16 protein-coding genes and 6 pseudogenes are annotated in these 25,709 nt (G+C 41.2%); 10 read left to right on the top strand and 12 right to left on the bottom strand.

All coding sequences use genetic code 11. From position 1 onward, the window contains the following. Positions 1–112 precede the first annotated feature (112 nt). Positions 113–2,252, bottom strand: a pseudogene (locus ACRWSG_RS03545) (M3 family metallopeptidase). 134 nt (positions 2,253–2,386) lie between these two features. Beyond that, positions 2,387–2,680: a hypothetical protein gene (locus ACRWSG_RS03540; RefSeq protein ID WP_462165629.1), complete on the bottom strand. Its 294-nt coding sequence runs from the start codon at positions 2,678–2,680 to the stop codon at positions 2,387–2,389. Between the two features lie 198 nt (positions 2,681–2,878). Here ACRWSG_RS03540 and ACRWSG_RS03535 point away from each other — a divergent pair, with 198 nt between their 5' ends. Next, entirely contained in the window at positions 2,879–3,751 is an 873-nt protein-coding gene (locus ACRWSG_RS03535) for a mechanosensitive ion channel family protein (RefSeq protein ID WP_462165628.1), read from the top strand. Positions 3,752–3,773: 22 nt separating this feature from the next. Here ACRWSG_RS03535 and ACRWSG_RS03530 read toward each other — a convergent pair whose 3' ends face one another. Further along, positions 3,774–4,322 carry an HdeD family acid-resistance protein gene (locus ACRWSG_RS03530; RefSeq protein WP_054551794.1) on the bottom strand — a complete coding sequence of 183 codons (549 nt, stop codon included), beginning with the start codon at positions 4,320–4,322 and terminating at the stop codon, positions 3,774–3,776. Positions 4,323–4,478: 156 nt separating this feature from the next. Between ACRWSG_RS03530 and ACRWSG_RS03525 the strand changes: the two genes are divergently transcribed. The 7 genes and pseudogenes from ACRWSG_RS03525 (at position 4,479) to yegD (ending at position 12,283) form a co-directional block, all read left to right on the top strand. Then, a complete protein-coding gene (locus tag ACRWSG_RS03525; RefSeq protein WP_462165627.1) occupies positions 4,479–5,957 on the top strand; it encodes a mechanosensitive ion channel family protein in 1,479 nt (492 codons plus the stop codon). A gap of 14 nt (positions 5,958–5,971) precedes the next feature. Continuing rightward, a complete protein-coding gene (locus ACRWSG_RS03520) occupies positions 5,972–6,172 on the top strand; it encodes a hypothetical protein (RefSeq protein ID WP_462166887.1) in 201 nt (66 codons plus the stop codon). Positions 6,173–6,540: 368 nt separating this feature from the next. After that, entirely contained in the window at positions 6,541–8,802 is a 2,262-nt protein-coding gene (locus ACRWSG_RS03515) for a TonB-dependent receptor (protein WP_462165625.1), read from the top strand. A gap of 109 nt (positions 8,803–8,911) precedes the next feature. Continuing rightward, entirely contained in the window at positions 8,912–9,211 is a 300-nt protein-coding gene (locus tag ACRWSG_RS03510; protein ID WP_054561952.1) for a hypothetical protein, read from the top strand. 48 nt (positions 9,212–9,259) lie between these two features. Further along, positions 9,260–9,916, top strand: coding sequence for an HAD family hydrolase (locus ACRWSG_RS03505; RefSeq protein ID WP_462165624.1), 657 nt, complete (start codon positions 9,260–9,262; stop codon positions 9,914–9,916). Between the two features lie 92 nt (positions 9,917–10,008). Then, the gene (locus tag ACRWSG_RS03500; RefSeq protein WP_462165623.1) at positions 10,009–10,848 is read left to right on the top strand and encodes a DNA ligase; all 840 of its coding nucleotides are present in this window, start codon (positions 10,009–10,011) and stop codon (positions 10,846–10,848) included. A 67-nt stretch (positions 10,849–10,915) separates the two neighbouring features. Then, positions 10,916–12,283 (top strand): annotated as a pseudogene (gene yegD, locus ACRWSG_RS03495) (molecular chaperone). 31 nt (positions 12,284–12,314) lie between these two features. Here the strand turns inward: yegD and ACRWSG_RS03490 are convergent. The 4 genes and pseudogenes from ACRWSG_RS03490 to ACRWSG_RS03475 form a co-directional block, all read right to left on the bottom strand. Beyond that, positions 12,315–12,778, bottom strand: a pseudogene (locus ACRWSG_RS03490) (methylglyoxal synthase). A gap of 8 nt (positions 12,779–12,786) precedes the next feature. Then, a complete protein-coding gene (locus ACRWSG_RS03485; RefSeq protein WP_138601443.1) occupies positions 12,787–13,419 on the bottom strand; it encodes a LysE family translocator in 633 nt (210 codons plus the stop codon). A gap of 97 nt (positions 13,420–13,516) precedes the next feature. Beyond that, a pseudogene (locus tag ACRWSG_RS03480) lies at positions 13,517–15,357 on the bottom strand (S8 family serine peptidase). 224 nt (positions 15,358–15,581) lie between these two features. Beyond that, a complete protein-coding gene (locus ACRWSG_RS03475) occupies positions 15,582–16,754 on the bottom strand; it encodes a multidrug effflux MFS transporter (RefSeq protein ID WP_462165621.1) in 1,173 nt (390 codons plus the stop codon). A gap of 177 nt (positions 16,755–16,931) precedes the next feature. On the opposite strand from ACRWSG_RS03475, the gene ACRWSG_RS03470 reads away from it, so the two are divergent. Next, positions 16,932–17,408, top strand: coding sequence for a hotdog fold domain-containing protein (locus ACRWSG_RS03470; protein WP_462165620.1), 477 nt, complete (start codon positions 16,932–16,934; stop codon positions 17,406–17,408). Here ACRWSG_RS03470 and ACRWSG_RS03465 read toward each other — a convergent pair. The 5 genes and pseudogenes from ACRWSG_RS03465 to ACRWSG_RS03445 all read right to left on the bottom strand — a co-directional run bounded on the left by ACRWSG_RS03465 (position 17,405) and on the right by ACRWSG_RS03445 (position 23,608). Continuing rightward, positions 17,405–17,887, bottom strand: a complete 483-nt coding sequence (locus ACRWSG_RS03465; RefSeq protein ID WP_138601455.1) for a bactofilin family protein — start codon at positions 17,885–17,887, stop codon at positions 17,405–17,407. The genes ACRWSG_RS03470 and ACRWSG_RS03465 overlap by 4 nt on opposite strands. After that, positions 17,877–19,028 (bottom strand): M23 family metallopeptidase, encoded by a 1,152-nt coding sequence (locus ACRWSG_RS03460; protein WP_054551782.1) that lies wholly within the window; start codon positions 19,026–19,028, stop codon positions 17,877–17,879. Before ACRWSG_RS03460 ends, ACRWSG_RS03465 begins: the two co-directional genes overlap by 11 nt. A 150-nt stretch (positions 19,029–19,178) precedes the next feature. Further along, positions 19,179–20,493, bottom strand: a pseudogene (fahA, locus tag ACRWSG_RS03455) (fumarylacetoacetase). 155 nt (positions 20,494–20,648) lie between these two features. Further along, positions 20,649–21,696: pseudogene (hppD, locus tag ACRWSG_RS03450) on the bottom strand (4-hydroxyphenylpyruvate dioxygenase). Positions 21,697–22,144: 448 nt separating this feature from the next. Continuing rightward, positions 22,145–23,608, bottom strand: coding sequence for a peptide MFS transporter (locus ACRWSG_RS03445; RefSeq protein WP_054551779.1), 1,464 nt, complete (start codon positions 23,606–23,608; stop codon positions 22,145–22,147). Between the two features lie 499 nt (positions 23,609–24,107). Between ACRWSG_RS03445 and tyrR the strand changes: the two genes are divergently transcribed. Next, positions 24,108–25,664: a transcriptional regulator TyrR gene (tyrR, locus tag ACRWSG_RS03440; RefSeq protein ID WP_138601465.1), complete on the top strand. Its 1,557-nt coding sequence runs from the start codon at positions 24,108–24,110 to the stop codon at positions 25,662–25,664. Positions 25,665–25,709 lie beyond the last annotated feature (45 nt).

Below are 25,709 nucleotides of genomic sequence, written 5' to 3'. Positions count from 1 at the left end.
ACGAGTTAACTGACAACGACTTTGAGGTGAATAGGAATAAAAGCGGGGTGAAAATTTAATTGACACTTAAAAAGTATGAGGGTTACCCCTCATACTCTAAACAACAGTGTGATTATTCAACTAAACCACGACGCTTTAATAGTGCGTCTGTTGTTGGTTTTTGACCACGGAACTCAATGTAGCTTTGCATTAAGTCGCGGCTGTTACCTTTTGATAAAATCTCTTTACGGAAATTATCACCGTTTTCACGTGTTAAACCACCTTCTTCAGTCATGTGTGCAAACGCATCTGCTGCGAATACTTCAGTCCAAAGGTAAGCGTAATAACCCGCTGAGTAACCACCGGCAAAGGTGTGGCTGAAGTAGCAAGACTTATAACGTGGTGGTACTGGGTAGTAAGCAATACCGTGCTTGTCTAATGCATCATGTTCAAACTTTTGAACGTCTGTAACGTCAGCATCAACACCAAATGAGTGCCATTCCATATCAAGCAGTGCCGCAGCTAAATACTCAGTTGTATCAAAGCCTTGGTTGAATTTTTGTGACTCAAGTACTTTATTTAAAAGCGCTTTTGGAATTGGCTCACCTGTTTTGTAGTGCTTGGCATAGTTTGCCAGTACTGTTGGTTCAATATTCCAGTCTTCGTGTGCTTGTGAAGGGAATTCAACAAAGTCACGAGCAGTGGCTGTACCTGCTAAACTTGGGTATTTAACGTCAGAGAATAAACCGTGTGCAGCGTGACCAAACTCATGGAACATAGTCGTTACTTCAGAGAAAGTCATGAGTGTAGGTTGACCTTCAGCTGGCTTAGGAATGTTCTGTGCGTTGTAGATCACAGGCATAGTGTCTTTAAGACCGCTTTGGCTAACATAAGCACTCATCCAGGCACCACCACGTTTACCTTCACGTGCGTAAGGGTCCATGTAGAATATGTTCGATAGCGCTACCGTCTTCGTTAAATACTTCAAACACCATGACGTCTTCGTGATAAATCGGTAGGTCTTTACGCTCTTTAAAGGTAATACCGTAAAGTTTATTCATCGCAAAGAATAGACCGTCGTGGATCACTGACTGCATTTCAAAGTAAGGCTTAACTAAAGCTGGGTCTAAGTCGTACTTCTCTTGGCGAACTTTCTCCGCGTAAAACGCCCAGTCCCAAGGTTGAAGCGCAAACGTTTCACCTGACTTTTTGATTACTTGCTGGATTTGCTCTGCTTCTGCCTCTGCTTTAGCAACCGCTTTCGGTGCTAAGTCATCAAGGATGCCGTAAACATTTTCAGTTGTTTGCGCCATACGATTAGTCATTACATACGAAGCCCAATCTTTATAACCAAGTAATGCCGCTTTTTCTGCACGTAGCTTAGTTTCTTTGATGATGATAGGGCTGTTTGTTGCTTGTGCACGCGTTGAAGACGTTGTCCAAATCTTTTCACGAAGCTTGCGGTTTTCAAGGCTTTGTAAGATAGGTTGGCGAGTCGTGTTCACTAGCGTGATCATGTAACCTTCTTTACCTGCTTTTTTGGCAGCAGCTGCAAGGCTTGCAATTTCACCTTCAGATAAACCCGCTAATTCACTTTTATCTTTAACTAAAATCACATCTTCTTTGAATGACTTTAAGATGTTTTGTGAAAACTCAGTTGAAAGCTTGGCAAGCTCTGCGTTGATTTCACGCATTTTTGCTTTTTCAGCTTCAGTTAGTTTTGCACCTGCGTTAACGAACTTTTTGTAGTAGTAATCAACAAGACGTTGATCTTCAGCATTTAAAGACGCTTTGTTGTCGTAAATGCTTTGTACGCGAGCAAATAAAGCTTTGTTTAAGTAAATATCATCTGTGTGAGCTGACATAATCGGCGCCATTTTCGCGGCGATACGTTGGTACTCACTGTCAGAGATTAAACCCGATAGATTAAAAAATGCCGCAGACGTACGGTCTAATAGCTCACCAGAGTACTCCATAGCAACAAGGGTATTTTCAAATGTTGCTGGTTCTGGGTTGTTTGCAATCTTTGCAATTTCAGCTTTTTGCTGTGCGATGCCTGCTTCAAACGCTGGCTCGTAATCTTTGGTCGAAATTTTATCAAACTCAGGGGCCATGTATTGTAAAGGGCTTGGCTTGAAAAGAACGTTTTCAACATTAGCTGTTTGTGTTTCAGCGGCAGTTTCAACTTGAGTTTGAGTGTCGGCTTGTTGTGAACTACAAGCAGATAATAAAAGCACACTAGCAATCGTAGTTGCTACTAAGGTCTTACGCATGAGAGCTCCAAAAATGTGGATAAATCTTTTCTAACTTATCAAATTTTTGGCTAGAAACAATCAAGTTTGTCGTCTGAATGGGGAATTTGAACGCAAATAATGTGATGGAGGGGATAAATGTGCGTAAAAAGCCATCAATTGTGTATTAATGGCTCACTTAAGTAAAAAGTGGCACTAGCTGCCAGTTTAAATCTTGTTGGTAATAAATCACCATAGGTTAGTTGTAACCCAACACAAACTTTTTCTCTGAGCCAAAGCTTTTCTGGCATAGCGTTGCCAAACTCTTTGTTAATTAAAGTCAGTGAGTGTTCTTGCTCAGCAAGTAAGTTTAAGATGCGGTTACGGTACTCTAAACTTGATTCAAATAAGTTTAGATTGACCAAGGGTTGTAAAGTGGCAAGTTTTTGTGTGAGCGTCATTTGTGACATTGTGTTCTCCTCGTGCTATTCAAAGCCTGTGAAACCTCAAGCTCTCTCTATGTATATAGCAGCTGTAGTCTAAAATAGTTAATAATTAGCGCATATTGCGCATAAAGAACTTAGTATTTACCAAGTTTTCACCTATTATGCCGTGCTAAACTTAGTCACAACTGAATCAAACTCATTTTTTACTAGGAATGTTAATTTATGACCCTTGCTGATTTGCAATCTGCACTATCGTTTGTCTTGTTCACCTACAATGATGTGCAAATTACTGTACTAAAAGTAATTCAAGTACCTTTGGTACTGTTTTTAATGTGGTTTGTGGTCACCTGGATTGGTCGATTAATTAAAAAAGCATTGCAGGCAAAAAACCTAGGCCCTGACACAGTTCACCTGTTCACGCGTATTTATCTTGTCGTTACTATTGCTGTGCTCGTGTTTACCTCGCTTGAGGTACTCAATATTCCTCTGACGGCGTTTGCATTTGTTTCTGGTGCCATTGCTATCGGTGTTGGTTTTGGTGCGCAAAACATTATTAATAACTTTATTAGTGGTTGGATATTAATGTGGGAGCGATCAATTCGTATTGGTGACTTTTTAGAAGTAGGCACAGCAAAAGGGGTTGTCGAGACTATTAATACCCGTTCAACTCGTATCCGTCGTAACGATGGTGTGCATATGCTGGTACCTAATAGCCATTTATTAGAAAACACGGTAACTAACTGGACCTTAATTGACCGTAATGCTCGTTCGTTTGTAAATGTTGGCGTTGCTTATGGTTCAGATGTGGTATTGGTTGAAAAGCTGATGAAGCAAATTCTTAATGAGCATCCAGCCATTTTAAAAACACCTGCATCGTCAGTATTGTTTGATGACTTTGCTGATAGCTCTTTAACTTTTAGCGCTATTTTCTGGGTATGTGCTGAATCAGAAGCACCGCTTCGCCAAGTGCGCAGTGAGCTGCGTTTTAGCATCTATAAAGTATTTGCTGAAAACAACATTACTATCGCATTCCCGCAGCGCGATATTCATATTGATGGTGAAATTGCTTTAACAAGGCGTAACAGCCAAAAATAAAAAAAGCGGCTAAGCCGCTTTTTTATGCTTGTTCATTGAGTTTTTTCAGCTTCAAAGCAAGTAACACCATCATTATGCCAAACACGATTGCATAGCTTGCTACTAGCCACAGGAGGGTGATTATGCCTGCGCCTGGGTTAAATATTAGGTAGCCACCAAAGATTATTGAAATAATACCGCTACCAATTAGCAGCCACTCATTACTGATCTCTTTACGTAGTTTACTCGCAATCAATATTTCAATTACACCGATAGCAATGGCCCATGCGGCAATAAAGTAGAGCATTAAGATAGCCGTTACGTTGGGAGCAAACAGGGTTACAAGTGCAGCAGCAATTGAAATTAAACCACCCACTAATAGCATCCACCAAAGTGGGTTTTCATTTTTTGAAGCAATAGCTAACCAAGTCCTAATGGCACCATCGACAAAAAAGTAAGCGGCGAAAATAAACATCAGAATCGCTAGTGAAGCTTCTGGGGCAAACCAACCACATAAGCCAAAAACGATGGCAATGGCGCCATGGATCATCAATGACGACCAATGAGGAATGAGTGAACTTGAAATCTGCATTATCGTTTTCCTTTGCTTTAGTCTCTATATAACTAACATCTCAGCGCTTACTTGCAAAGATTTTTAATTATTTTTTGTACAGTTACACAAACCATGCTCTAATTTAATTAGCTGAATATTTCAGCGATTTAATGTTTATCGAACAAGGAATAAAGCGTGAGCCGTTGTAATACCCAGTTTTCATTACAATTTAGTAAATTATTAGTGTGTTTTTTACTGTTGTTTAACGCGCCATTATGGGCAACAACCACACCAGAAGTGACCGTTAAATCCTTAATTGATAAAGATAGCAAGGAAGAACAAGTCGAACAAAAGCCCGTCAAACAAGAATCAGAAACCAATAAACCTTCAACAGCTGAAAAAGCGCAGGAATCTCTCGAAGATGACTTGCCCTATGATGCCTTTGACCGGATAACGCCACGTAGTTCAATGCAGGGTTACTTAAAAGCGGCTCGCGCTCGCGATTTTGAACTGGCCAGCCATTATCTTGATTATCGTAATCTACCTAAAGACGTTGAAGCATTAGGAAAAATTCAACTTGCTGAAAATTTATCAGTGGTACTGGATCGTACCTTATGGGTTGATGTTGATAACTTGAGTAATAAGCCTGAAGGTAAACAAAAAGAAAGTGTGCCTAGCTATCGTGATTTGGTGGGGGAAATCAGTACATCACAAGGTAAGGTACAAATTTTATTACAACTAGTACCTGATGATAAAACAGATAATCGGATCTGGAAAATATCAAATGCAACGGTAAGTCAAATACCGTTACTCACCAAAGAGTATGGTTATAACAAAGTAGGTGAATGGCTATATGATAACCTGCCAGACATCGAATTTTTGGGGGTGATGCTTTGGCAATGGATTTATTTTGCCTTCTCATTTGTGTTGTTTTTGCTAGTCGCGATTATCATTACTCGCTTAATCACATTTATCCTAGCACATTTGAAAGTACCTGTAGAAAATGACGTTATTGGTTTTATTAATGGGCCAATTAGCCTGTTACTTGCTGTGTTTATGGCGCGTTCATTGAACGACCAATCAAATGTCACTATTGCTGTAATGGCGCTATTCCATGGCGCAACTGTGTTATTAATTGCGTGGGGTTGGATTTGTTTACGTGCTGTGGATCTTGCCAAACACAGATTAAGCCAGCGTTTTATTAAACAAGATAAGCCACAAGCGATTTTCTTATTACGACCTATAAGCAATGTAGCAAAAACTCTGATTGTCATTTCATTGCTATTTATGTGGTTTGAAAATTTAGGCTTTAATGCTACTACCTTGTTAGCTGGCTTAGGCATTGGTGGGCTTGCTATTGCCCTTGCAGCGCAAAAAACTGTTGAGAATATCATTGCTGCAATCACCCTTTATATTTCTGCGCCGGTAAAAATAGGTAATCTATGTAAATTTGGCAGTCAGTTGGGGACTGTGGAAGAAATAGGCTTAAGAGCCACGCGTATCCGAACCCTTGACCGCTCTGTCATTTATGTAGCAAATGCTAAGTTTGTTGATATGCAGCTTGAGAACGTCTCTGAACGAGAGCGAATTTCTTATCGACCTAAACTGATGCTCAGTGCCAACACCAAGCAACAAAATCTTATGTCGTTTATGCAGATCCAAGAGAGTTATTAGAACAACATAAGCATATCGCCTTTGAACCGTGTCGGGTTCGCTTTAAAGGCTTTACGCCTTGGGCTTTACAAGTGGATGTACTAAGCTACGTAGAGACCGTCGACTTTGCATTTTATATGGAAGTAATCGAAGAATTAAATTTAGCAGTGTTAGGCTTATTAAATGAGCATGAATGCGAATTAGCTAACCCAGAATTCGCACGAGTTACCGATTAGTTACTGAAAAAGGAGCAAATGAAAGTGGCTCTCATTTGTACATAATGTCTACACATTGTTGTAATTAGATGCACAGGACATATGTCCGCTTTATTGAAAAATAATTGCATAAAATCTTCTAAATGCGTCGATGTTGCCGCTAATTGTTGTAAAAAATTTGTATATTTCTAACTTTTAATGCAGTAAAAGTGTCATAAAGTGTTATAATCGTCAGCGTTCGTTCAGCCTCTTCACTTCGTTTTGCACTCTCGATTTAGAGGTCCGCGCAGCTTATTACAAGGCGCGAAAAATTGGCCGAGCCCGTCAAATGAATTGACGCAACATCATCACCGTTGAATAAGAGTGCATAAAAAAGGTTAAAACCCGACATGAAAGCAATGAAAAGATCTACGTTAGCAACACTTATCAATGCAACGTTGTTCTCTGCCGTAGCAGGTACTTCATTTTCAACTCTTGCTGCAGACGAAGCGCCAGCAGCAAAAAACAACCAACTAGAAGTTATTCAAATCACCGCACGTAAACGTGTAGAAAATGCTCAGGAAGTACCTGTTGCTGTATCTGCATTACAAGGTGACAACTTAGACGCTTACAGCTCAGCTGGTATGGATATTCGTTTTATGAACGCGAAGATCCCAAGCTTATCAATCGAATCTTCGTTTGGTCGTTCTTTCCCACGCTTTTATGTTCGTGGTCTAGGTAACACTGACTTTGACCTAAATGCTTCTCAACCAGTTTCGTTAGTTGTAGACGAAGTTGTTCAAGAGAACGCAATCTTAAAAGGTTTCCCTGTATTTGACGTAGCACGTGTAGAAGTTCTACGTGATCCACAAGGTACTTTATTCGGTCGTAATACACCGGCTGGCCTTGTTAAATTTGATACAGTTAAACCATCACAAGAATTTGAAGGCTATGGTTCAGTATCTTACGGTAGCCGTGGCGCAGTTGACTTTGAAGGTGCTGTTGGCGGTGGCTTAACAGACCGTTTATCAACGCGTGTTTCTGTACTTTGGCAAGAAAAAGACGATTATATTGATAATCGTGCACCAGGTTTTGAACAAGATGACGTTTTAGGTGGTTACACTGAAAAAGCGGCACGTATTCAGTTTTTATACGAAGGTGACGATTTCACAGGTCTTTTCAACTACCACGTTCGTGATATGGACGGTAAGCCAATCGCATTCCGTGGTAACGCTATTAAAGCGGGTTCAAACGACTTAGTAGATAATTTTGAGCACGATGTGGTTTATCACGATGCGGCTTCTCGTGCGACACAGCAAGTTGAATCTCAAGGCGCAAGCTTAAAGCTTGAGTGGGATATCAATGATTTAACTCTTACGTCAATCTCTGCGTGGGAAAGCGCTGAAATCTATTCTCGCGCTGACATCGACGGTGGTTACGGTGCAAGCTACTTACCAGATATGGGCCCTGGTTTTATCCCATTCTACTCTGAAAGTGCTGACGGCATTCCAGATCAAGACCAATACACGCAAGAACTTCGTTTATCTAGCAACTATGCTGGCGACGTAAATTTCCAAGTAGGTGTTTTCTACTTTGACGAAGCGTTAACAATCGAAAACTTCAGCTACGATACATACGGTTCAACACCAGGTGAGTTAAACGGCTATGTTATCCAGCAACAAGATACTAAAGCATGGGCGGTATTCGGTTCATTAGATTACACAATCACAGATGATTTAAAAATCACTGCGGGCCTTCGTTACTCAGATGACGAAAAAGAATTCTCTGCAAACCGTACTTTAAGCCCAGCAGGTGGCGGTGCGTTATTCCTAACAGAAAACCCAAGTGACGACCACGTTAGCTGGGATTTATCTGCTAACTACAAGATCAACGATGACGTAAACTGGTACGCACGTGTTGCTAACAGCTTCCGTGCACCAAGTATCCAAGGTCGTATCTTATTCGGTGATGAAGTTACTGTTGCTGAGTCTGAAACTGTGACGTCATTCGAAACAGGTATCAAATCAGACGTACTTGACGGCCAAGGTCGTGTAAACGCAACTGTGTTCTACTACACAATGGATGACCAACAATTAACAGCTGTAGGTGGTGGTGCAAACTTCAACCGCTTAGTTAATGCTGATAAGACAACTGGTTACGGTTTTGAGTTAGACACTGAGTGGGTATTAACTGACAACCTAAATGCTACATTTAACTTAAGCTACAACAACACTGAGCTTAAAGATAAAGACTTAGCTGTTGACGTATGTGCGCAGTGTACTGTAACAAACTCATTAAACAACGCAGGTCAAGCTGTTCTTGACGGTAACAGCTTACCGCACGCACCTGAGTGGATCTCTAACCTTACATTACGTTATAGCCGCGAAGTAGCTGATGGTGAATTCTTCACTTACGGTGACGTGTCTTACCGCAGTGAAATCAACTACTTCTTATACGAGTCAGTTGAGTTTGAAGGCAAGCCTTTAACTGAAGTTGGTTTACGTGCAGGCTATGCTTGGGCACAAGGCGACAACGAATATGAAGTATCAGCATTCGTACGTAACATGTTCGATGAGCAGCAATCAATCGGTGCTATCGACTTCAATAACAACACAGCAATGGTGAACGAAGAGCGTTACATCGGTGCTGAGTTTAAAGTAAGCTTCTTCTAAGCTGAGAAATAAGTCCTATGAAAACCCGCTGTATAGCGGGTTTTTTCGTTTATAATCGCGTTGGTAACTGCTAAAGTGGCAGGATTAATTAAAGAGAAAGAGAATAGCTATGGCTGGATTTTGGAACTACCGTGTCATTTTTTGTGAAGCAACAAAAGATGAAGCGGCACAATATCAAATTCATGAAGTTGAATATAACTTAAATGGTAAAGTGACTAACTGGTCAGAAACCGGTGCCGCACCATTTGGTAATACAGTCGAAGAACTTGAAGCAGATGCAGATCGTTTAAAAACAGCGTTTTCTAAGCCGGTTTTAAAAGTGGTAAGAAAGCAACGTGGCTACGAGCTGGTTGATGTAGAAACCGGCGAGGAAGCATTTGCTGAGCCACCTGCGGGCTTAACTGAATAATCATATTTAAAGGTGCCTATGGCACCTTTTTACTTTGAAGGAATGAGGATGACTTTAAAAGCAGTATTGTTTGATATGGATGGCACTTTAGTGGACTCTGAAAGTGTGCATTTTACTATTTGGAATGATTTATTAGCTCCTTTTGGTGTGCAATATGATGAAGCTACTTTTTGTAAGCGCTTCTCTGGCAGACCAACATTTGAAGCCGCAAAGGAGGTTGTTGAAAGTTATGGGCTTAGTATCAATCCAGAGCAGTTAACGGATGATAAGTACGCGGCATTTGGCCGTTTTGTTAGTACTCATTTACCCGCCTATATGCCTTGCGCTATAGAAGTGCTAGAGAAAGTAAAAGCCAGTGGTTTAAAAATGGCTTTAGTAACAGGCAGTGCAAAAAATGAAGCCTATCCTATTTTAAAAGGCTATGGCATTTTTGATTGGTTTGATTGTGTGGTTACCAAAGATGATGTTAACAATCCTAAACCTGCTGGTGACCCTTATCAACTAGCTCTTGATACGTTAAATATTACAGCTAATGAAGCCGTAGCAGTTGAAGATACCTATACCGGTGTCACCGCTGCGAGCAATGCCGGTGTTGCTGTGTTTGCTGTGCCGAATCATTTCACGTTAGAGCATGATTTTAGTAAAGCGGCAGGCGTGTTTGCTGATTTGAACGAATTTTTCAAATGGCTACAAACTAAACTATAATTAGCTGGCAATCACAAAACAGCTATTGTTAAGTGGTTATGATTAAGCAGGAATAGCCACTTTAAAACTTACAAATTTGCAAGGAAGCAATAATGGTTAAATTCACTCGTGCGCTTTTGTGCGCAATCACGTTATTTATAGGCTTTTCAGCCGAAGCGCAACAAGCCCCTTCAGTCCTTTTAGCAAACGTTTATCAAGCCGAAAAGGTGAATGTAAGCGACTATTTAGTTAGTGAAAAATATGATGGCATTCGAGCTATTTGGACTGGGAGTCAATTAGTAACCCGAAATGGTAACCCAATTTATGCCCCCAAGTGGTTTACCGCGCCGCTGCCAGATGTTTGGCTTGATGGCGAGCTTTGGACTAAGCGCCAAGACTTTGCCAATGTGAGCGGGATTGTTCGAAAAGTCACACCTGTAGAGTCTGAATGGCAAACCGTCAGTTACATGATATTTGATATGCCTGATGCGACAACGCCATTTAGTCAGCGCTATGAAAACTATTCAAGGTTAGTAAACCAGCTGAAAATTGAGCATATTAAAGCTGTTGAGCAAAAACATTTTAACGATAACAAGCAACTTAGTTTGTTTATGGATGAGCTAGTCGCACAAGGTGCTGAGGGCGTCATGCTGCATTTAGCCTTAGCTAAGCACAGTACAGGGCGTAGTGATGCATTGTTAAAGTTAAAGCCTTATTTTGACGCTGAAGCGGTTGTAATCGGTTATATCGCAGGAAAGGGTAAGTTTAAAAATATGCTTGGTGCACTTAAAGTGCGCAGCAGTGATGGGACCGAATTTAAAATTGGCTCGGGGTTTACCGATCAACAAAGATCATCACCCCCTGCGATAGGTAGTACCATTACCTACAAATATCATGGCTTTACTAAAAATGGCTTACCACGTTTTGCAAGCTTTTTGCATGAAACGCCATAGCGTCATTCAAAAATGGCTGCGACTATGGTAAATTTCGCGGCCTTTTTATTGATGTATAGGTGTTAGAATGTTTGCAGGCTTTGATTACGGTAGCTCAAATTGTGCAATCGGTGTAATGAATAACGAGCAACAAGTCTCTTTAGTGCCGCTTGAGCAGGGTAAGCAATATTTACCCTCAACACTTTATACTCATCACAGTGCATTAGTTGTCGATTTTGTCACAAAACATCTGACGGGTAGCCCATTTGAGCACGATTTTAAAACTGAGCGCCAAGCGCTTTTAAATACCATTCCTCGTATTAAATCTGACCTCGATATACAAGCTGGTGATGAGACCTTATTTATAGGTCGCGAAGCAATTAGCGAGTATGTGCAATTTCCTGAAGAAGGTTACTTTGTAAAGTCACCTAAGTCATTCTTTGGTGCGGTAGGCTTAAAGCAAGGGCAAATAAACTTCTTTGAAGACATTGCCACGGCGATGATTTTAAAAATTAAACAACGCGCCGAGCAATCTTTGCAAGACACATTAACAGAAACGGTCATTGGACGACCGGTAAACTTTCAATCAGTCGGTGGTGAAGAGTCTAATCAACAAGCGCTCGGTATATTAGAGCGAGCAGCAAAACGCGCAGGCTTTAAAGAGGTCTCATTTTTGTATGAGCCATTAGCGGCGGGGATTGATTATGAAACCTCATTGCAGCAAGACCAAAAAGTGTTGGTTGTCGATATTGGCGGGGGGACTAGCGATTGCTCATTTGTACAAATGGATACAGCTTTCGTGACAAGCAGTGCCGTGACAATGACTTTTTAGCTCACAGTGGTAAGCGTGTGGGTGGAAATGATTTAGATATTGCGCTGAGCTTTCATGGCTTAATGCCATTACTAGGTTTAGGCACTGAGTTTAAATCGGGACTTCCACTGCCGAATCAACCGTTTTGGCAAGCTTGTAAAATTAATGATGTAAATCTGCAAAGTCAGTTTTATAGCGATGCCCATCATCGTGAGTTACTGACTCAACTTCGTGAAGTCAAAGAGCCTGCGCTTTTTAAACGCTTAATTCAATTGCAGCAAAATAAGCAAGGTCATCAATTAGTGCAGCAAGGCGAAGCGGCAAAAATTGCGCTCTCATCAGCGAATGAATTTACTACAGATTTGCGCTTCTTAGATTCAGACTTAACGCAGTGCTTAACGCTAAAAGATTCTCGCTTTAGCCGTTGATGATTCGATAAGCCAGATAGTGAGCCTAGCTAAACAAGCGATTCAAGAAGCAGGTACAACGCCTGATGTTATTTACCTAACGGGCGGTAGTGCACAATCACCGCTTATCAAGGCTGCGTTAAAAGCCCATTTAGGTGATATTGCAATGCTGAACGGCGATCACTTTGGTAGTGTGACTGCAGGTTTAACTAAGTGGGCGCATAAGCTTTATAGCTAATCGCCCCACTTTGATATATCGACTTATAGAACTAAAGAGTCACTTGGCGCGTTGCGAGGTATTTTTCGTAATCTGGCAACGTGCGGCACAACTCAGTTTCCATCATAGGTGAGCTTAATAGCATATCGGCACTGACTTCATTACAGGCAACAGGAATATTCCAAACCGCAGCTAAACGCAGTAATGCTTTTACATCTGGGTCGTGTGGCTGCGATGCAAGTGGATCCCAGAAAAACACCAGCATGTGCACTTCATGTTCAGCAATTTTAGCACCAAGTTGTTGATCGCCACCCATAGTACGCTTAGCAGCTTAATCACTTCAAGCCCTGTTGTACGCTCGATTAAATGACCGGTTGTACCCGTACCGTATAGCGTGTGCTTACTTAAAATGTCTTGGTGTTTTTCACACCACGCCTGAAGGGCAGCTTTTTTACCATCATGGGCTACGAGGGCAATATTCTTTTTGGCTGGTAAGGCTTGTTGTTTTTGTTCCATAAGTGCTCTTATATCAATAGGTTAATTGCTAGTGCAATAAACACCAGCCCCGTGATCCGATCAATCCAAATTTGGGTTTGTGGGTGCTCACGAAAATAACTGGCTATCTTATCGCCGAAATAAATATACGTGCAGTCGATCGGAAAAGCAAAAAGTGGGTAGAGTAAGCCAAAAAAAGCGAGCTGAAAGGTCGTTGAAGATAAGCTCGGATCGACGAACTGCGGAATAAACGCAATAAAGAATAAGGCGACTTTTGGATTAAGTACCTCGGTCATCATTGCTTGAAACATCACATTTTGCTTTTTACTGGTACTTACATGGGGTTTTTCGTCGCAGTCTGGCTCAGGCTGTGTGAAGGTGTCCTTTAACGTCATTACGCCCAAATAGCACAGGTACGCCGCACCTAAATACTGCACCGTGGTATAAGCAACAGTCGACGCTTTTAAGATTGCTGTTAAACCCACCACCGCAAAAAAAGTATGCACCACACCACCTAAGGCAAAACCAAAGGCACTTTGCATTCCGGCTTTACGGCCATTGGCAAAGGTTTGTGCCATTAAAAATGCATTAGAAGGGCCGGGAGCTACGGCAATTAAAAAGCTGGCGCCTAAAAACGACAGTAGAAATTCTGGATTGATCATCGGCACAAAGATAAAAAGCTAGGTAGTTGATTTTAACAAGCTTCTAGAAAAAGAAAAAGCGGGCAATCAATGCCCGCTAATTTGGGTTGGGGAAGTATTAGAACGTCACAGTGCTGTTGTTTGAACAAACAGTTGTGCTTTGTGCTTCACATACTTGGTAAGTGTAAGTGCTACCACCTTTTGTTGTGATAGTGTCAGTATAACTGTTAGTGTTTGCCACTGAGCCTACTTTGCTACCATTACGGTAAACATCTACAGTGCTTGTAGCAGCGCCACTCCAGCTTAAATCAATGTATTTAGTGCCTTTTGACATATAACCTGAAGTAGAAAGACTAATATCATCACCACCTGGTGTTGTGCCACCGCCATTATCGCCACCACCTGCACAGCCATTGGCTGTTAGGTATGCATCTGCGTCAGCTGCTTTAACAATACCGTGACCGAAGTAAACATCGTGACCAGAAGCACCTTGATCTTCTGCCGTTGCTTTTAGTGCATCACGGATTTCTGTACCCGTACACTCAGGGTGATTTGACCACACTAGAGCTGCGATACCTGAAACAGCAGGCGTTGCCATTGATGTACCGCTCATGAAACCATAATCACTAGTACCAATTGCGATATCAATAGTTGTGCTTGAAAGAAGAGCTGAACGGTCTTCAAGTGCAGCGCCAACAGCAGGAATAGTTGTATCGTTAGTTTCGCCTAGTGTAGCGTATAACATGCCTGCTTCGTTATTGATGATAACAGCCCCGATACCGCCTGAGTTCTCGCAGTTATTTACCTTGTCATAGAACGAAATATTGCCGCGGTCAATCATACAAATTTTGCCCGCTGCGCCAGCATCTACGCTTTCAGCAGTACCCATGTAATACGCCGTGCCTGATGCATTACCTGAGTTTTCCATTGATGAAGTAGCAAAGCCTGTGCCATCAGCTGCTAAGCTAGCTGATGTTGCCATACCTGCAGGGTAAGTAGAAAGAGTATCAACACCACCTGCTGTTAATTCAACACAGATAGTTTCATCTGTAGTAGCGCGTTTACCGCGGCCAGTTGTACAGCTAGGGAACTGCGAGAAATCTGCAATTTGGTTGTCCGCATCATTTGCACCAACCATCATTACAGATGGATAACCTGCAGGGTATGAACGTACGCTGTTACCATCGTTACCCGCTGCAGCAACGACTAAACCGCCAGCGCTTGTGAAATTAGCAAATGCGTTAGACTCGGTGCTATTTGAACCACCGCCACCAAGGCTCATGCTGATGATATTTGCACCTGCTTGAGAACATAAATCTGCTGCGTGTGCTAAGTCTGAAGAGTAACCCCAGCCTTCAGCGTTGAATACTTTGATGATGTGCATTGCCACACCGGGTGCCATACCAACCACACCAACATTGTTGTCTGCTGCACCAATTGTGCCAGCTACGTGAGTACCATGTGATCACCATTGTCGTACCAGTTACCTGTGCCACTGTCATTATCACCTGTGATGTTACCCCATACAAAATCAGGGTTTGTAGCATCTAAACCAGAGTCAATTACACATACTTTCATGCCAGCATTTGCATCGAAGGTAACTTGATCAGCTTGTGATTGGTAAACTGCGTAAGGCGTTAATTGCTGCTGCATTGCATTACCAGCGTCATCGTTATAAAGCGCCATTGGTACACGCTTTTGGTCTTCTTCAACCAGTTTGATGTGAGGGTTGTTTAGTAAGCCTTTTACACTAGCAAGGTCATGACCTGTAAATTGCGCTGCAATAAAGCCATTACCATCAACTTTAATATCACCACCAAGCTTTTTAGCGAGGGCTTTAACTACGCCTTTTTTATTGTTGTCGACTTGGATGATGTAACGATCATTTGCTGCGTTTGCAGTTCCTGCTGCACATAGTCCACTGATGATCAGTGCTAATGCTAATTTATTCTTTTTCATAATTCGTGTCCCAAACCTGTTTTTTGAGTTAACCAAATGTTAACGAGAGTAAACAATAGTTTAATGGGGCAGTAGGTACAAGAAAAATAATCCACAAAACTGGAACAAATTATTCTAGAAAGATGCTTTTTATAACGGTAGGAAATAACAGGATGTCTAAACGGGTAAATAGAATATAACGATTCTCATTTACCCGATATAACCTAAAAGTATGATAAAACTTTTTATGACAAATGCTTATGTTTGAACAATAAATAGGTAAATGGGATGAGCATTAAAAAGTGCACGCCAATTAATACTGGTGTAGTCAAATTTAACAATTGCGTTATAAACACTAATAAACTTGCGCCACTCATTTGCATTAAGCCTATAAGTGCTGAAGCCGTACCTGCTTGTTTAGGGAACAAACTTAATGCACGGCCTGCTGATGAGCCAAGTGTCAGTGCAAAACCAAACGCAGCAATAAACATCGGAAACATCAACGCAAGCGCAGTACGTTGTTGGCTAAAGGCTAACATTAAGGCTCCTGCGATTACAAGCAGCAGGAGTCCTGCTTTTAACGCGCGCTTTGGTTGACGTTTGATGTACAGTGGCATTATAAAGCTTGCCACAATGCTCAATACCGCATTACAGGTAAACCAGAAAGTAAAGTCGGTAACGCTGCCACCTAATTCAGTAATAAGCCAGCCAGGTGCTAGGGTAACGAAGACTAAAATAGCCGACATAGTTACCAAGCAAATTAAGCTATGGAATAAAAACAATGGCGTGCTGATAATTGGCATAAAACGGCGCAGGTCAAGAATATGACCACTATATACACTATCTGCAGGGCGGGTTTCTTTATACATTAACAAGGTTATGAATAAACCAATGAGTGCAAATACAGCCATGAATAAAAAGTTCATGCGCCAGCCAAACTGTACTGTGAGCCAAGCACCTAAAATTGGCGCGAGGGCAGGGATAAAGCAAACGATACCATTAAGATAAGTAATAATTTGGCCGCTGCGTTCACTACCAAATCTATCTCTTACAATGGCAAAGGCTACTACAAATGTGGCACATATCCCCAAACCTTGCAGTGCTCTTGCAATCATCAGGCTTGCAAAATCAGGTGCCAGATACGCGCCAAACGCCGCTAAACCATAAATTGTCACACCGGTGATTGCCACAGGCTTACGACCAAACTTATCTGCTAATGGCCCTGCAATGAGCTGTCCAAGCCCGACGGTAAGCATAAAAATAGCGACGGTTTGCTGAATTTGCTTTTCTGAAGCGCTGAATTGTTCTGCAATAGTCGGAAATGCGGGTAAGTAAATATCTATTGCTAACGGGCTAAAGATAACCAGAAGGCCAAGAATAAATAGTAAGCTGAGGTTTTTGTGCTGGCGTGACTGCATTCGCTCTCCTTTAAAACGGTATTTTATGTGCCCCTAAAGGAAAAGAAAAGCGTTCACTTGGCTAAAAGTGTAATACATACGTAATCATTAAAACTGCTTACAAAAAATTTCCATTTCGCTATCTGGTCTGATGTGTTAGTTTTTTATCTTACATCATAAAAATAATGGATAAACGTCGTGAGCTCACCATCATCATTATTAAAAATTTGGACTAAGTGTCAGTCATTGCCGAAAGGTAACTGGTTGTTTAGTAAAGCCGTGTGCTTTAAAGCACCTTACTTTGGGTCTATAAAGCCATTGATCACAAAATTGACTGCTGGGCATTGCAGTGCAATTGTTAAAAATCGCCGCGCGATCCATAATCACATTGGTACCATCCATGCAATTGCACAGTGCAATGTGGCAGAGCTATGCGCAGGTTTAATGGTTGATGCAACGGTACCTGCAAAAACGCATCGCTGGATCCCAAAAGGCATGACAGTAAACTACTTAGCAAAAATTGATACAGACATGCGTGCAGTTGCCCAGATAGACGTGCCGAGTGAGTGGCTAGAAAAGCAGGATTTGCTAGTGCCCGTTAAGGTTTACAATAGCTGCGATGAACTTGTCTTCACCGCGGATATCACTATGTATGTAACCGCCAAAAAACGTTAAGACTTATCAGCGGCTTGTTTGTTTACAAACGACAAGTCGTTGTCATCATCAGCCAATATTGAATTACTCGTTTGTTCTTCAGGCTTAATAGGCGCCACATTATCTTCTTCATGACGATGTTTTAAGCTGCCTTCAATGATAGCTCCGGCTTCAATACTTAAAGTGTCGTGAAATACATCACCATGGACTTCAGCAGTACTTTCAATTGTCACTTTGTTGGCAATGAGTGAACCAATGATTTTACCTTTAACGACCACACTGTCTGCTTCGATAACACCTTCAATCATACCTGTGTGACCAATCACTAAGTGTTTAACATGTAAGTCGCCTTCGATACGACCATCAAGTTGAACCTCACCTTGGCTGGTAAGGCTACCTGTTAAGCGTACGTCTTCAGAAATAATAGAAGGAGTATGGTTGGTTCTTTTTAATGATGAGCCAGACGAACTAGCTGTTGATTGTTTTTTTTTACCGAACACGAGAAAGCGCCTTTGTTATTTTAACTGGATTGACATGTTTGCCATTCACTAAAACTTCGTAATGTAGGTGGGTACTGGTACTACGACCAGTACTACCCATTAAACCGATGACATCATCTTTAGTTACTGTTTGGCCTTTTTTAACCTTAATTTTATTAAGGTGGCCGAAGCGAGTAACGAAGCCATTTTTGTGTTGTAGTTCGATAAAGTTGCCATAGCCGCCATTACGACCTGCACGAAGTACGGTGCCATCGGCTGGAGCAAAAATTTCGGTTTTATGCCAACCTGCTAAATCAACCCCTTTATGAAAAGCACGGCGGCCATTCATTGGGTCTTTGCGTAGGCCAAAACTGCTAGAAATATAGTAGTCAGCAGCAGGGAGTGTTTGTGGTAACTCACTCAGCAAGTTTTCTAGGTTGTTTAACGCTAGTAAGTTGTCGGCAATTGCTAAAAATTCAGCAGGAATTCTTGATTCGTCAAACAAGTCTAACGGGCCACCCTGGGCTGTGTCTGAGCTTTCAAGTATTGAGGTATTGGCTAGACTGCTATCAAGACCAGCCCCTTCGAGCATGGCAACAATTTCTTGATGGCGTAATTTGATTTGTTCATCTAGCACTACGAAACTACGATTATAAGCCGCATCAAGACGTGCTAAACGCTCAGTCATACTTTCTAAGTGTTTTACTTGTTTTGGTTGCTGCTCATCTTCTAAAGGAGCATGAAAATCTTCAGCATTTTCTTTAATCGGTAAAAGTAGAGGTTCAGCATCGTTTGGCAAGGTGGGTTTGTTCATCGATTCTGGTAGTGATTCAATCATGCTTTGCAATAGCGCTTGTTTTTGCTCAAGAATTGCTAGTTGCTCTAATTGTTTTTCATAGGCAGCTTGCTGTTGAAAGTGCTGCTTTTTCCACTCTTGCTGCTTGGTAACCTGTTTTTGCTCAATGCTGGTTATCTTGTCTGCTTGTGAAATGATTTGAAGTGTTGAGATACTAAGCCAAGCAATGGCTATTAAAATAACCATTAAGGTCGTCAATTGTAGCCAAGGCGCTAATACCAAGTGTTTTACTTCGCCATTTTGACGGATCAACAGCTGTCGAGCTGGAAAAAACGTGCGATAAAAAGACTTAAGTTTAACTAACATGGCGTACAAAATTTAACTAATAACCGAGTTAAGATAGCAACCTCAGTTAAAAAAGCCAGCAAAAAATTGTAACTCAGCTGAAAAAGCACAAAAAAAAGGGCAAAAAATGCCCTTAATACTTGTTCTGGAAATAAAAATAGTGAGTTACTTTTATTTAGCAGGTAGCACGGTTCCTTCAACTGAACCAAAACCAATTCGTGCAAAACCGTCTTTTTCGCACCAACCACGCATGATTACGTTGTCGCCGTCTTCTAAGAAAGCACGCTGCTCACCATTAGCAAGGGTGATTCTTTTCTTTACCACCGCGAGAAAGCTCTAATAATGAACCTGCTTCTTCGTGCTCAGGGCCTGATTGCGTACCCGAACCTAACATATCGCCTGGTTGAAAGTTACAGCCATTTACAGTGTGGTGAGTCACCATTTGCGCAACTGTCCAGTAAGAGTGCTTGAAGCTTGATTTAGATACTTGTGTTGGTGCTTCGCCGGTTGCACGCATCTTTTCAGTTTCGATTTGTACATCCATCTTGATATCAAATGCACCAAACTCACGGTTATGAGCTGACTCTAAATAATCCATTGGTTGTGGATCGTTTTCGTCACGTGTCCAGTTTGTTCTAAATGGTGCCAGTGCTTCTGTCGTAACAATCCAAGGTGATACTGTCGAAGCGAAGTTTTTCGCAAGGAATGGACCAAGCGGCTGGTATTCCCACGCTTGTAAATCACGTGCAGACCAGTCATTAAATACACAGAATCCAAATACGTGGTTTTCAGCATTTTCAATGGCAATTGCATCGCCTAATTCATTACCTTTACCAAGGTAAATACCTAACTCAAGTTCGTAGTCTAGGCGTTTACACGGGCCGAATGAAGGGACTTCTGCATCTGGCGCTTTAGTTTGACCGTTAGGGCGGTGGAACGTTTGACCAGATACATCAATTGACGATGAACGACCGTGATAACCAATTGGTACCCATTTGTAGTTAGGTAGAAGTGGGTTATCAGGGCGGAATAGACTACCTACCGCTGTTGCGTGGTAAATAGAGGTATAAAAGTCAGTGTAATCACCAATACGGCACGGTAGTGCAAATTCGATGTCAGCTTGAGCGATAAGCGCTTCGCTTAATTGCGCTTGCTCACTGGCACCTTCACGAAGTGCTTTTGATAACGCTAGACGCAGTGCAGACCAATACTGCTGACCAAGACCCATAAATTCATTGAGTGTAGCTTGGCTTGCAGCTTTAACGGCAATCTGTGCATCACCAGAGAATAAACCAAGTTCATTTACTTTTGCTAAGTCGATAACTTGATCACCAATAGCTACAGCGCCACGGAACGCTTCATCTGAATTTTTACGACGTACTTCTGCAAAAGGAAGGTTTTGAATTGGGAAGTCACAGTTCGCTTCGTTAGCAGATGCAACCCAGCTTTTTAGATTAATATCGTGGGTTTCGTTAATTAGGCTCATACTCTTTCCTTATTGGTTCGCGCTGATTTATTAGTTATCTATATGGAGGCAATCAACGCAATTTAAACAGTTAGTTTAAAACAGAATTTAAAACGACAAAAAGCAGCGTGTGAATTTACCCAAACCACACGCTGCTTTTTATTCATCATGATGAACTAGATTACACCACGACGCTCTTGATCACGCTCGATTGACTCGAAAAGGGCTTGGAAGTTACCTTCACCAAAACCGCCGTCATCTACACGTTGGATCATCTCGATGAAGATAGGACCAAATAGGTTCTTCGAGAAAATTTGCAGTAGATAACAGTTTTCGCTTTGGCTATCTACAAGGATTTGATGCTTTCGGATCTTCTCTTTGTCTTCTTTAACCCAAGGCACACGGTCAAAAATGGTGTCGTAGTACTCTGGGATGATATCTAGTGTCGCAATCGTTGATTGGTCAAGCTTATCAAGTGAACTTACTAGGTCATTCGTTAGGAATGCTAAATGCTGTACACCCGGACCATTGTACTCATTTAAGTACTCATCGATTTGGTTGTTGTTGTTATCTTTACCTTCATTGATTGGAATCGAGAAAGTGCCGCACGGCGATTTTAGTGCGTAAGATAATAACGCTGTTTTTTGACCTTTAATGTCAAAGTAACGAACTTCAGTAAAACCAAATACGTCTTTATAGAAGTTAGCCCATGTTTCCATCGTGCCTTTATAAACGTTATTGGTTAAATGGTCGATACGGATGAAGCCTTTGTCTTCAACAATGTTTTGCTCGCTTAAATCTTCAAAATCTGACTCATAGATAGAACCTTTGTCGCCAAATTGCTCGATGAAATAAATTAAGCTGTCGCCGATACCGTAAATAGCAGGGTATGGTAAGTTTTTGTGTGTTGAGTCTGTTGCAGGTTTTGCACCACGCTCAACAGCAACCTCGAATGCTTTTTGCGCATTCTCTACACGCCAACCCATAGAACAGATTGCTGGGCCGTGGCTTTTAGCAAATTCAGCAGAGAAACCTTCACGCTCATTGTTTAGTAAGAAATGAATGTCGTGTTGGTTGTAGTACACAATGTCTTTACCTTTGAATTTTTTTAGCTTTGAAAAGCCAAAATCAGTAAACACTTTGTCCATGTAATCTGCATCAGGTGTTGCGTATTCAGTGAATTCAATGCCCATTAGGTTATAACGGATTATTTACTTCGCTCATTGTCATTACTCCCGCAATTATAAGCACTGCGCTAAAAAGAATTATTGTTATGTAATGAGCGGATGATTAACCAGAAATTCAATTTGGGGAAGATCACAGCGTTATTTAGCCAAAGTCCCTTTTGTAAATTTAATGAGACAATGGTTTTAATTTCATCATGTGAAGTGAAAATAGTAAAAATAAAGATCAAAAAGAGTAAATAAAGCGCCGTTAATAAATATTTAATGAACTGATATTTATAAGCTTTTTTGTATTTTATTCGTTTTGTTTTCGCCAAATAAAGTTAGAGTGAATGTATCGAATTGTTTACAAAGTTAGTGGTTGTCAATTTCAGTGAATATTTAAATAGGGAAGTCGAAAGTACGAAATGATATCGAGTGTAGTTAACTAGTAAAGATTTAACGGCGGGAAGTACGTAGCCCCACAGCATAAACTGTGGGGCTTAAGGTTACTGTTTGTCAGCAGTAATCTCTAATTCTTCTTCGAGAATTTCTAACTCATCCTGAGAGGTATCAGCATCATGCATCCAATCAACAAGTTTGTCTGCCAACAGCCATAAACAAATACCTGCGATGAAAGCCATAATTGCTACACCACCAAAGGTGTTTAGAGGGCCACTTTCACCTACAAGCTGACCAATTGATGCTGCTGCGTAGTTGCCTAAACCAGAGAATAGGAACCACATACCCATCAATAGTGAGGTAAACTTCAGCGGAGCGAGCTTAGATACCATTGATAATCCAATTGGTGATAGACATAGCTCACCCATTGTGTGGAATACGTATGCCATAACTAACCAGATTACATGAGCTTTTGTATTTGCATCATCACCAATTTGTAAGGCTGCACCTACCATAGACACGAAGCCTAGGCCTAGGAATAACATACCAAGAGCAAATTTACGCGGAGAGTCAGGCTCCTTATCTCCCATGCGGATCCATACACTTGCGAAAATTGGGGCTAAAATAATAATGAAGATTGGGTTAACAGCTTGCAACCAACTTGCTGGCATTTCCCAACCAAAGAAAACAAGGTCAGTTTTATACTTTGCAAATAAATTCATTGAACCTGCAGCTTGCTCAAAGCCAGCCCAGAATACAATAGTGAAAAAGCTCATGATTAATATAACTTTAACGCGATCACGCTCTTCAGAAGTTAAAGGTTTGTTTGCAGCCTGTGCATCATCACCTTGTTTAGCTGATGGAACTTTACCGATATCGGCAAGATATTTATTAGATAATGCTAACTGTAAAATTACACCAATTAACATACCAACACCTGCGGTTAAGAAGCCGTATTGATAGTCAAACTTTTCACCAATTGAGCCTACAACGAAATAACCTAAAATCGAACCAAGGTTAATACCCATATAGAAAATTGTGAATGCACCGTCACGACGCTTATCAGTTTCAGTATAGAGGTCACCAACCATTGTTGAGATGTTTGGCTTAAAGAAACCATTACCAACAATTAGTAATGCTAAACCAAGGTATAAAAACTCTTTTTCTAGACCTTCGATCATACCGTGAGGTGTACCAAGTGCAAATTGGCCTAAAGCCATCACAACACCACCAAATATAATAGCTTTACGTTGACCAGATACATTATCAGCAAACCAGCCACCGATAACTGGTGTTACGTAAACTAACATTGCATAGAGGCCTAAAATACTCAATGCATTAGAGTTTAATGCTTTTTGGTAAGCTTCATCAGCACCTGCAGATAATGGGTCAATACCAAAGTAGGCCATATCCCAGCCCATAGCAGCTGCAGTTGCGATTGTTGATAAATAAAGCACGAAAATACCGCGCATACCGTAGTAGCTCATACGTTCCCACATTTCTGTAACGAACAGTAAGAAGAGCCCTTTCGGGTGACCCATAAAGTCACCAGCTTTTGGTAGAGAACTCATGAATTATACTTCCTAATTTTAATTGTCGTTGGCCTTATATTATTGCTTTGCTCATTGGTTAATTAATATTGATGAATGAGTGGCCATGTTTTTTTGATGCAGCTAAGATAATGGTTTGTTGCTCAAGTTATGAACTTAAGGGTATAGGACACACCCTTATCCTAGCTACAAGTGCGCTACAGTATACATAGACCTCTTGGTCAGGGGAAGATATTGCGGTAGGTACACCATTTGTTGCGTTAACTTAACCTTACCAAATACAACCAATTTAAGATTACTTGATACTTGTCAGTAATACTTAGCAATTCATTTTAAGTTTATGTGATGAGTTATTTTTGTTTGGGTAGGTGTAATTTATTGCAATGAAAGCGGATCTTTTGGCATCTGGATAGCTGAGCAAGTACTTTAAATTGTCCAAAATTGTTTACAATAGACTATTCAGCCGCTAGTAGTTAGCGTATTATTCTCATACTATAGGTTCCCGTTTTTTGAGGATGTAATGCGTTTAGATATCCACTGTGCTGACCGAATCGGTATCGCACAAGAGATTCTCAATATCTTAGTAAGTTATCAGGTTGACTTAAAAGGTATTGAAGTAGATTCGGTTAATTGTCGTATGTATGTCAGTTTTCCTCCTATTGAATTTGAGCAATTTCAAAAGATCATGCCTTCTATTCGCTTAATTGACGGCGTGATGGATGTTCGCACAACTGCATTTCTACCTTCTGAGCGAGAGCATAATGAATTAAATACATTACTGCGAGCATTGCCTGATGGTGTAATATCTATTGATGCTAAAGGCTGGGTGCGATTATGCAATGATGCAGCTTGTCGCGATTTACAGCTATCTGAAAATGAAGTTATAGGCGCTAATATTAATAACTTGCTGAAAGGCTTTAACTTTACTCGCTGGTTAGAGGGTAAAGAGGTGCTTGGTCAAACAACGCGTGTAGAAGTTGCTGGCGAAGATTTTATTGCTGATATTCTTCCTATTTCAGTTCCACAAGGTGCTGAAGGGGATGTGTTAGCGGGCGCCGTAATTAACATTAAATCGCAAAGTCGACTTGGTCAGCAAGTGAGTGCCTTTCGTCGATATGGCCAAGAAAGTTTTGCGACAATCCATAATTTTAGCACTGCAATGCGTCGTGTTGTTCGTGAAGCTCGCAAAATGGCACAGCTTGAAGCGCCAATTTTGATAACTGGTGAAACGGGGACAGGTAAAGAACTACTTGCACGGGCTTGTCATTATGCATCTAACCGTTCAGTAAAACCCTTTATTGCCTTATCGTGTGCATCGTTACCTGATGACGTGGCTGAGTCAGAGTTATTTGGTTATGCGGGCTATGAAGAAAACGCGGCACCAAAACGTGGCGTTTTGGAGCAAGCCGATGGTGGTACAGTGTTTTTAGATGAAGTTGGTGAAATGTCGACTCAATTGCAAACTAAGTTGCTGCGATTTTTACAAGATGGCACATTTCGCAAAGTCGGTGATGAAAACGAAGTAAAAGTGAATGTACGTATTGTTGCTGCAACGCAAAAAGACTTACCGGCCATGGTGCAAGAGGGGACATTTAGAGAAGATCTTTATTACCGGATTAATGTTTTGACCTTAGAAATTGCGCCATTACGTGACAGAAAAGCTGATATAGGCCCGTTAGCAGAACATTTTATTCAAAAGTATGCCCAACAAAATGGTCATTCTGTGCCTGTGATGTCTGAAGATTGTTTACGCTTTTTACAAGATTATCCGTGGCCGGGTAACGTACGCCAATTAGAAAATGCGATTTACCGTGCGGTGTCGTTGTTAGATGATAACGAACTGCGTATTGAACATTTGCAGTTACCAACCTTTACTCATGATTTAGGTTATCTTGAGTCTGACTTTGAAGGAACTTTAGATCAAGCGGTAAAACGCTTTGAAGCGACCTTACTTCGTAAGCTCTATCCGGCTTATCCTAGCTCTCGACAGCTTGCTAAGCGATTAGGTTTGAGCCACACCGCAGTGGCAAACAAACTTCGAGATTATGGCATTAACCGTAAGACAGTGAAGGTTTAAAAGTAACCCCCCACAATAATCGTTAATTAAGCAAAAAGCTTGGGT

Source organism: Pseudoalteromonas sp. GB43 (assembly GCF_054923805.1).
The sequence above is the reverse complement of the archived record's forward strand: the minus strand, read 5'-3'. Positions and strand labels throughout refer to the sequence as shown.

Bases quoted from the DNA above. Each gene is read 5' to 3' on its own strand.
- ACRWSG_RS03485 (WP_138601443.1), bottom strand. From the start codon at position 13,419: ATGATCAATCCAGAATTTCTACTGTCGTTTTTAGGCGCCAGCTTTTTA.
- ACRWSG_RS03475 (WP_462165621.1), bottom strand. From the start codon at position 16,754: ATGCAGTCACGCCAGCACAAAAACCTCAGCTTACTATTTATTCTTGGC.
- ACRWSG_RS03515 (WP_462165625.1), top strand. From the start codon at position 6,541: ATGAAAGCAATGAAAAGATCTACGTTAGCAACACTTATCAATGCAACG.
- ACRWSG_RS03510 (WP_054561952.1), top strand. From the start codon at position 8,912: ATGGCTGGATTTTGGAACTACCGTGTCATTTTTTGTGAAGCAACAAAA.
- ACRWSG_RS03445 (WP_054551779.1), bottom strand. From the start codon at position 23,608: ATGAGTTCTCTACCAAAAGCTGGTGACTTTATGGGTCACCCGAAAGGG.
- tyrR (WP_138601465.1), top strand. From the start codon at position 24,108: ATGCGTTTAGATATCCACTGTGCTGACCGAATCGGTATCGCACAAGAG.
- ACRWSG_RS03540 (WP_462165629.1), bottom strand. From the start codon at position 2,680: ATGTCACAAATGACGCTCACACAAAAACTTGCCACTTTACAACCCTTG.
- ACRWSG_RS03530 (WP_054551794.1), bottom strand. From the start codon at position 4,322: ATGCAGATTTCAAGTTCACTCATTCCTCATTGGTCGTCATTGATGATC.
- ACRWSG_RS03535 (WP_462165628.1), top strand. From the start codon at position 2,879: ATGACCCTTGCTGATTTGCAATCTGCACTATCGTTTGTCTTGTTCACC.
- ACRWSG_RS03500 (WP_462165623.1), top strand. From the start codon at position 10,009: ATGGTTAAATTCACTCGTGCGCTTTTGTGCGCAATCACGTTATTTATA.
- ACRWSG_RS03505 (WP_462165624.1), top strand. From the start codon at position 9,260: ATGACTTTAAAAGCAGTATTGTTTGATATGGATGGCACTTTAGTGGAC.
- ACRWSG_RS03460 (WP_054551782.1), bottom strand. From the start codon at position 19,028: ATGTTAGTTAAACTTAAGTCTTTTTATCGCACGTTTTTTCCAGCTCGA.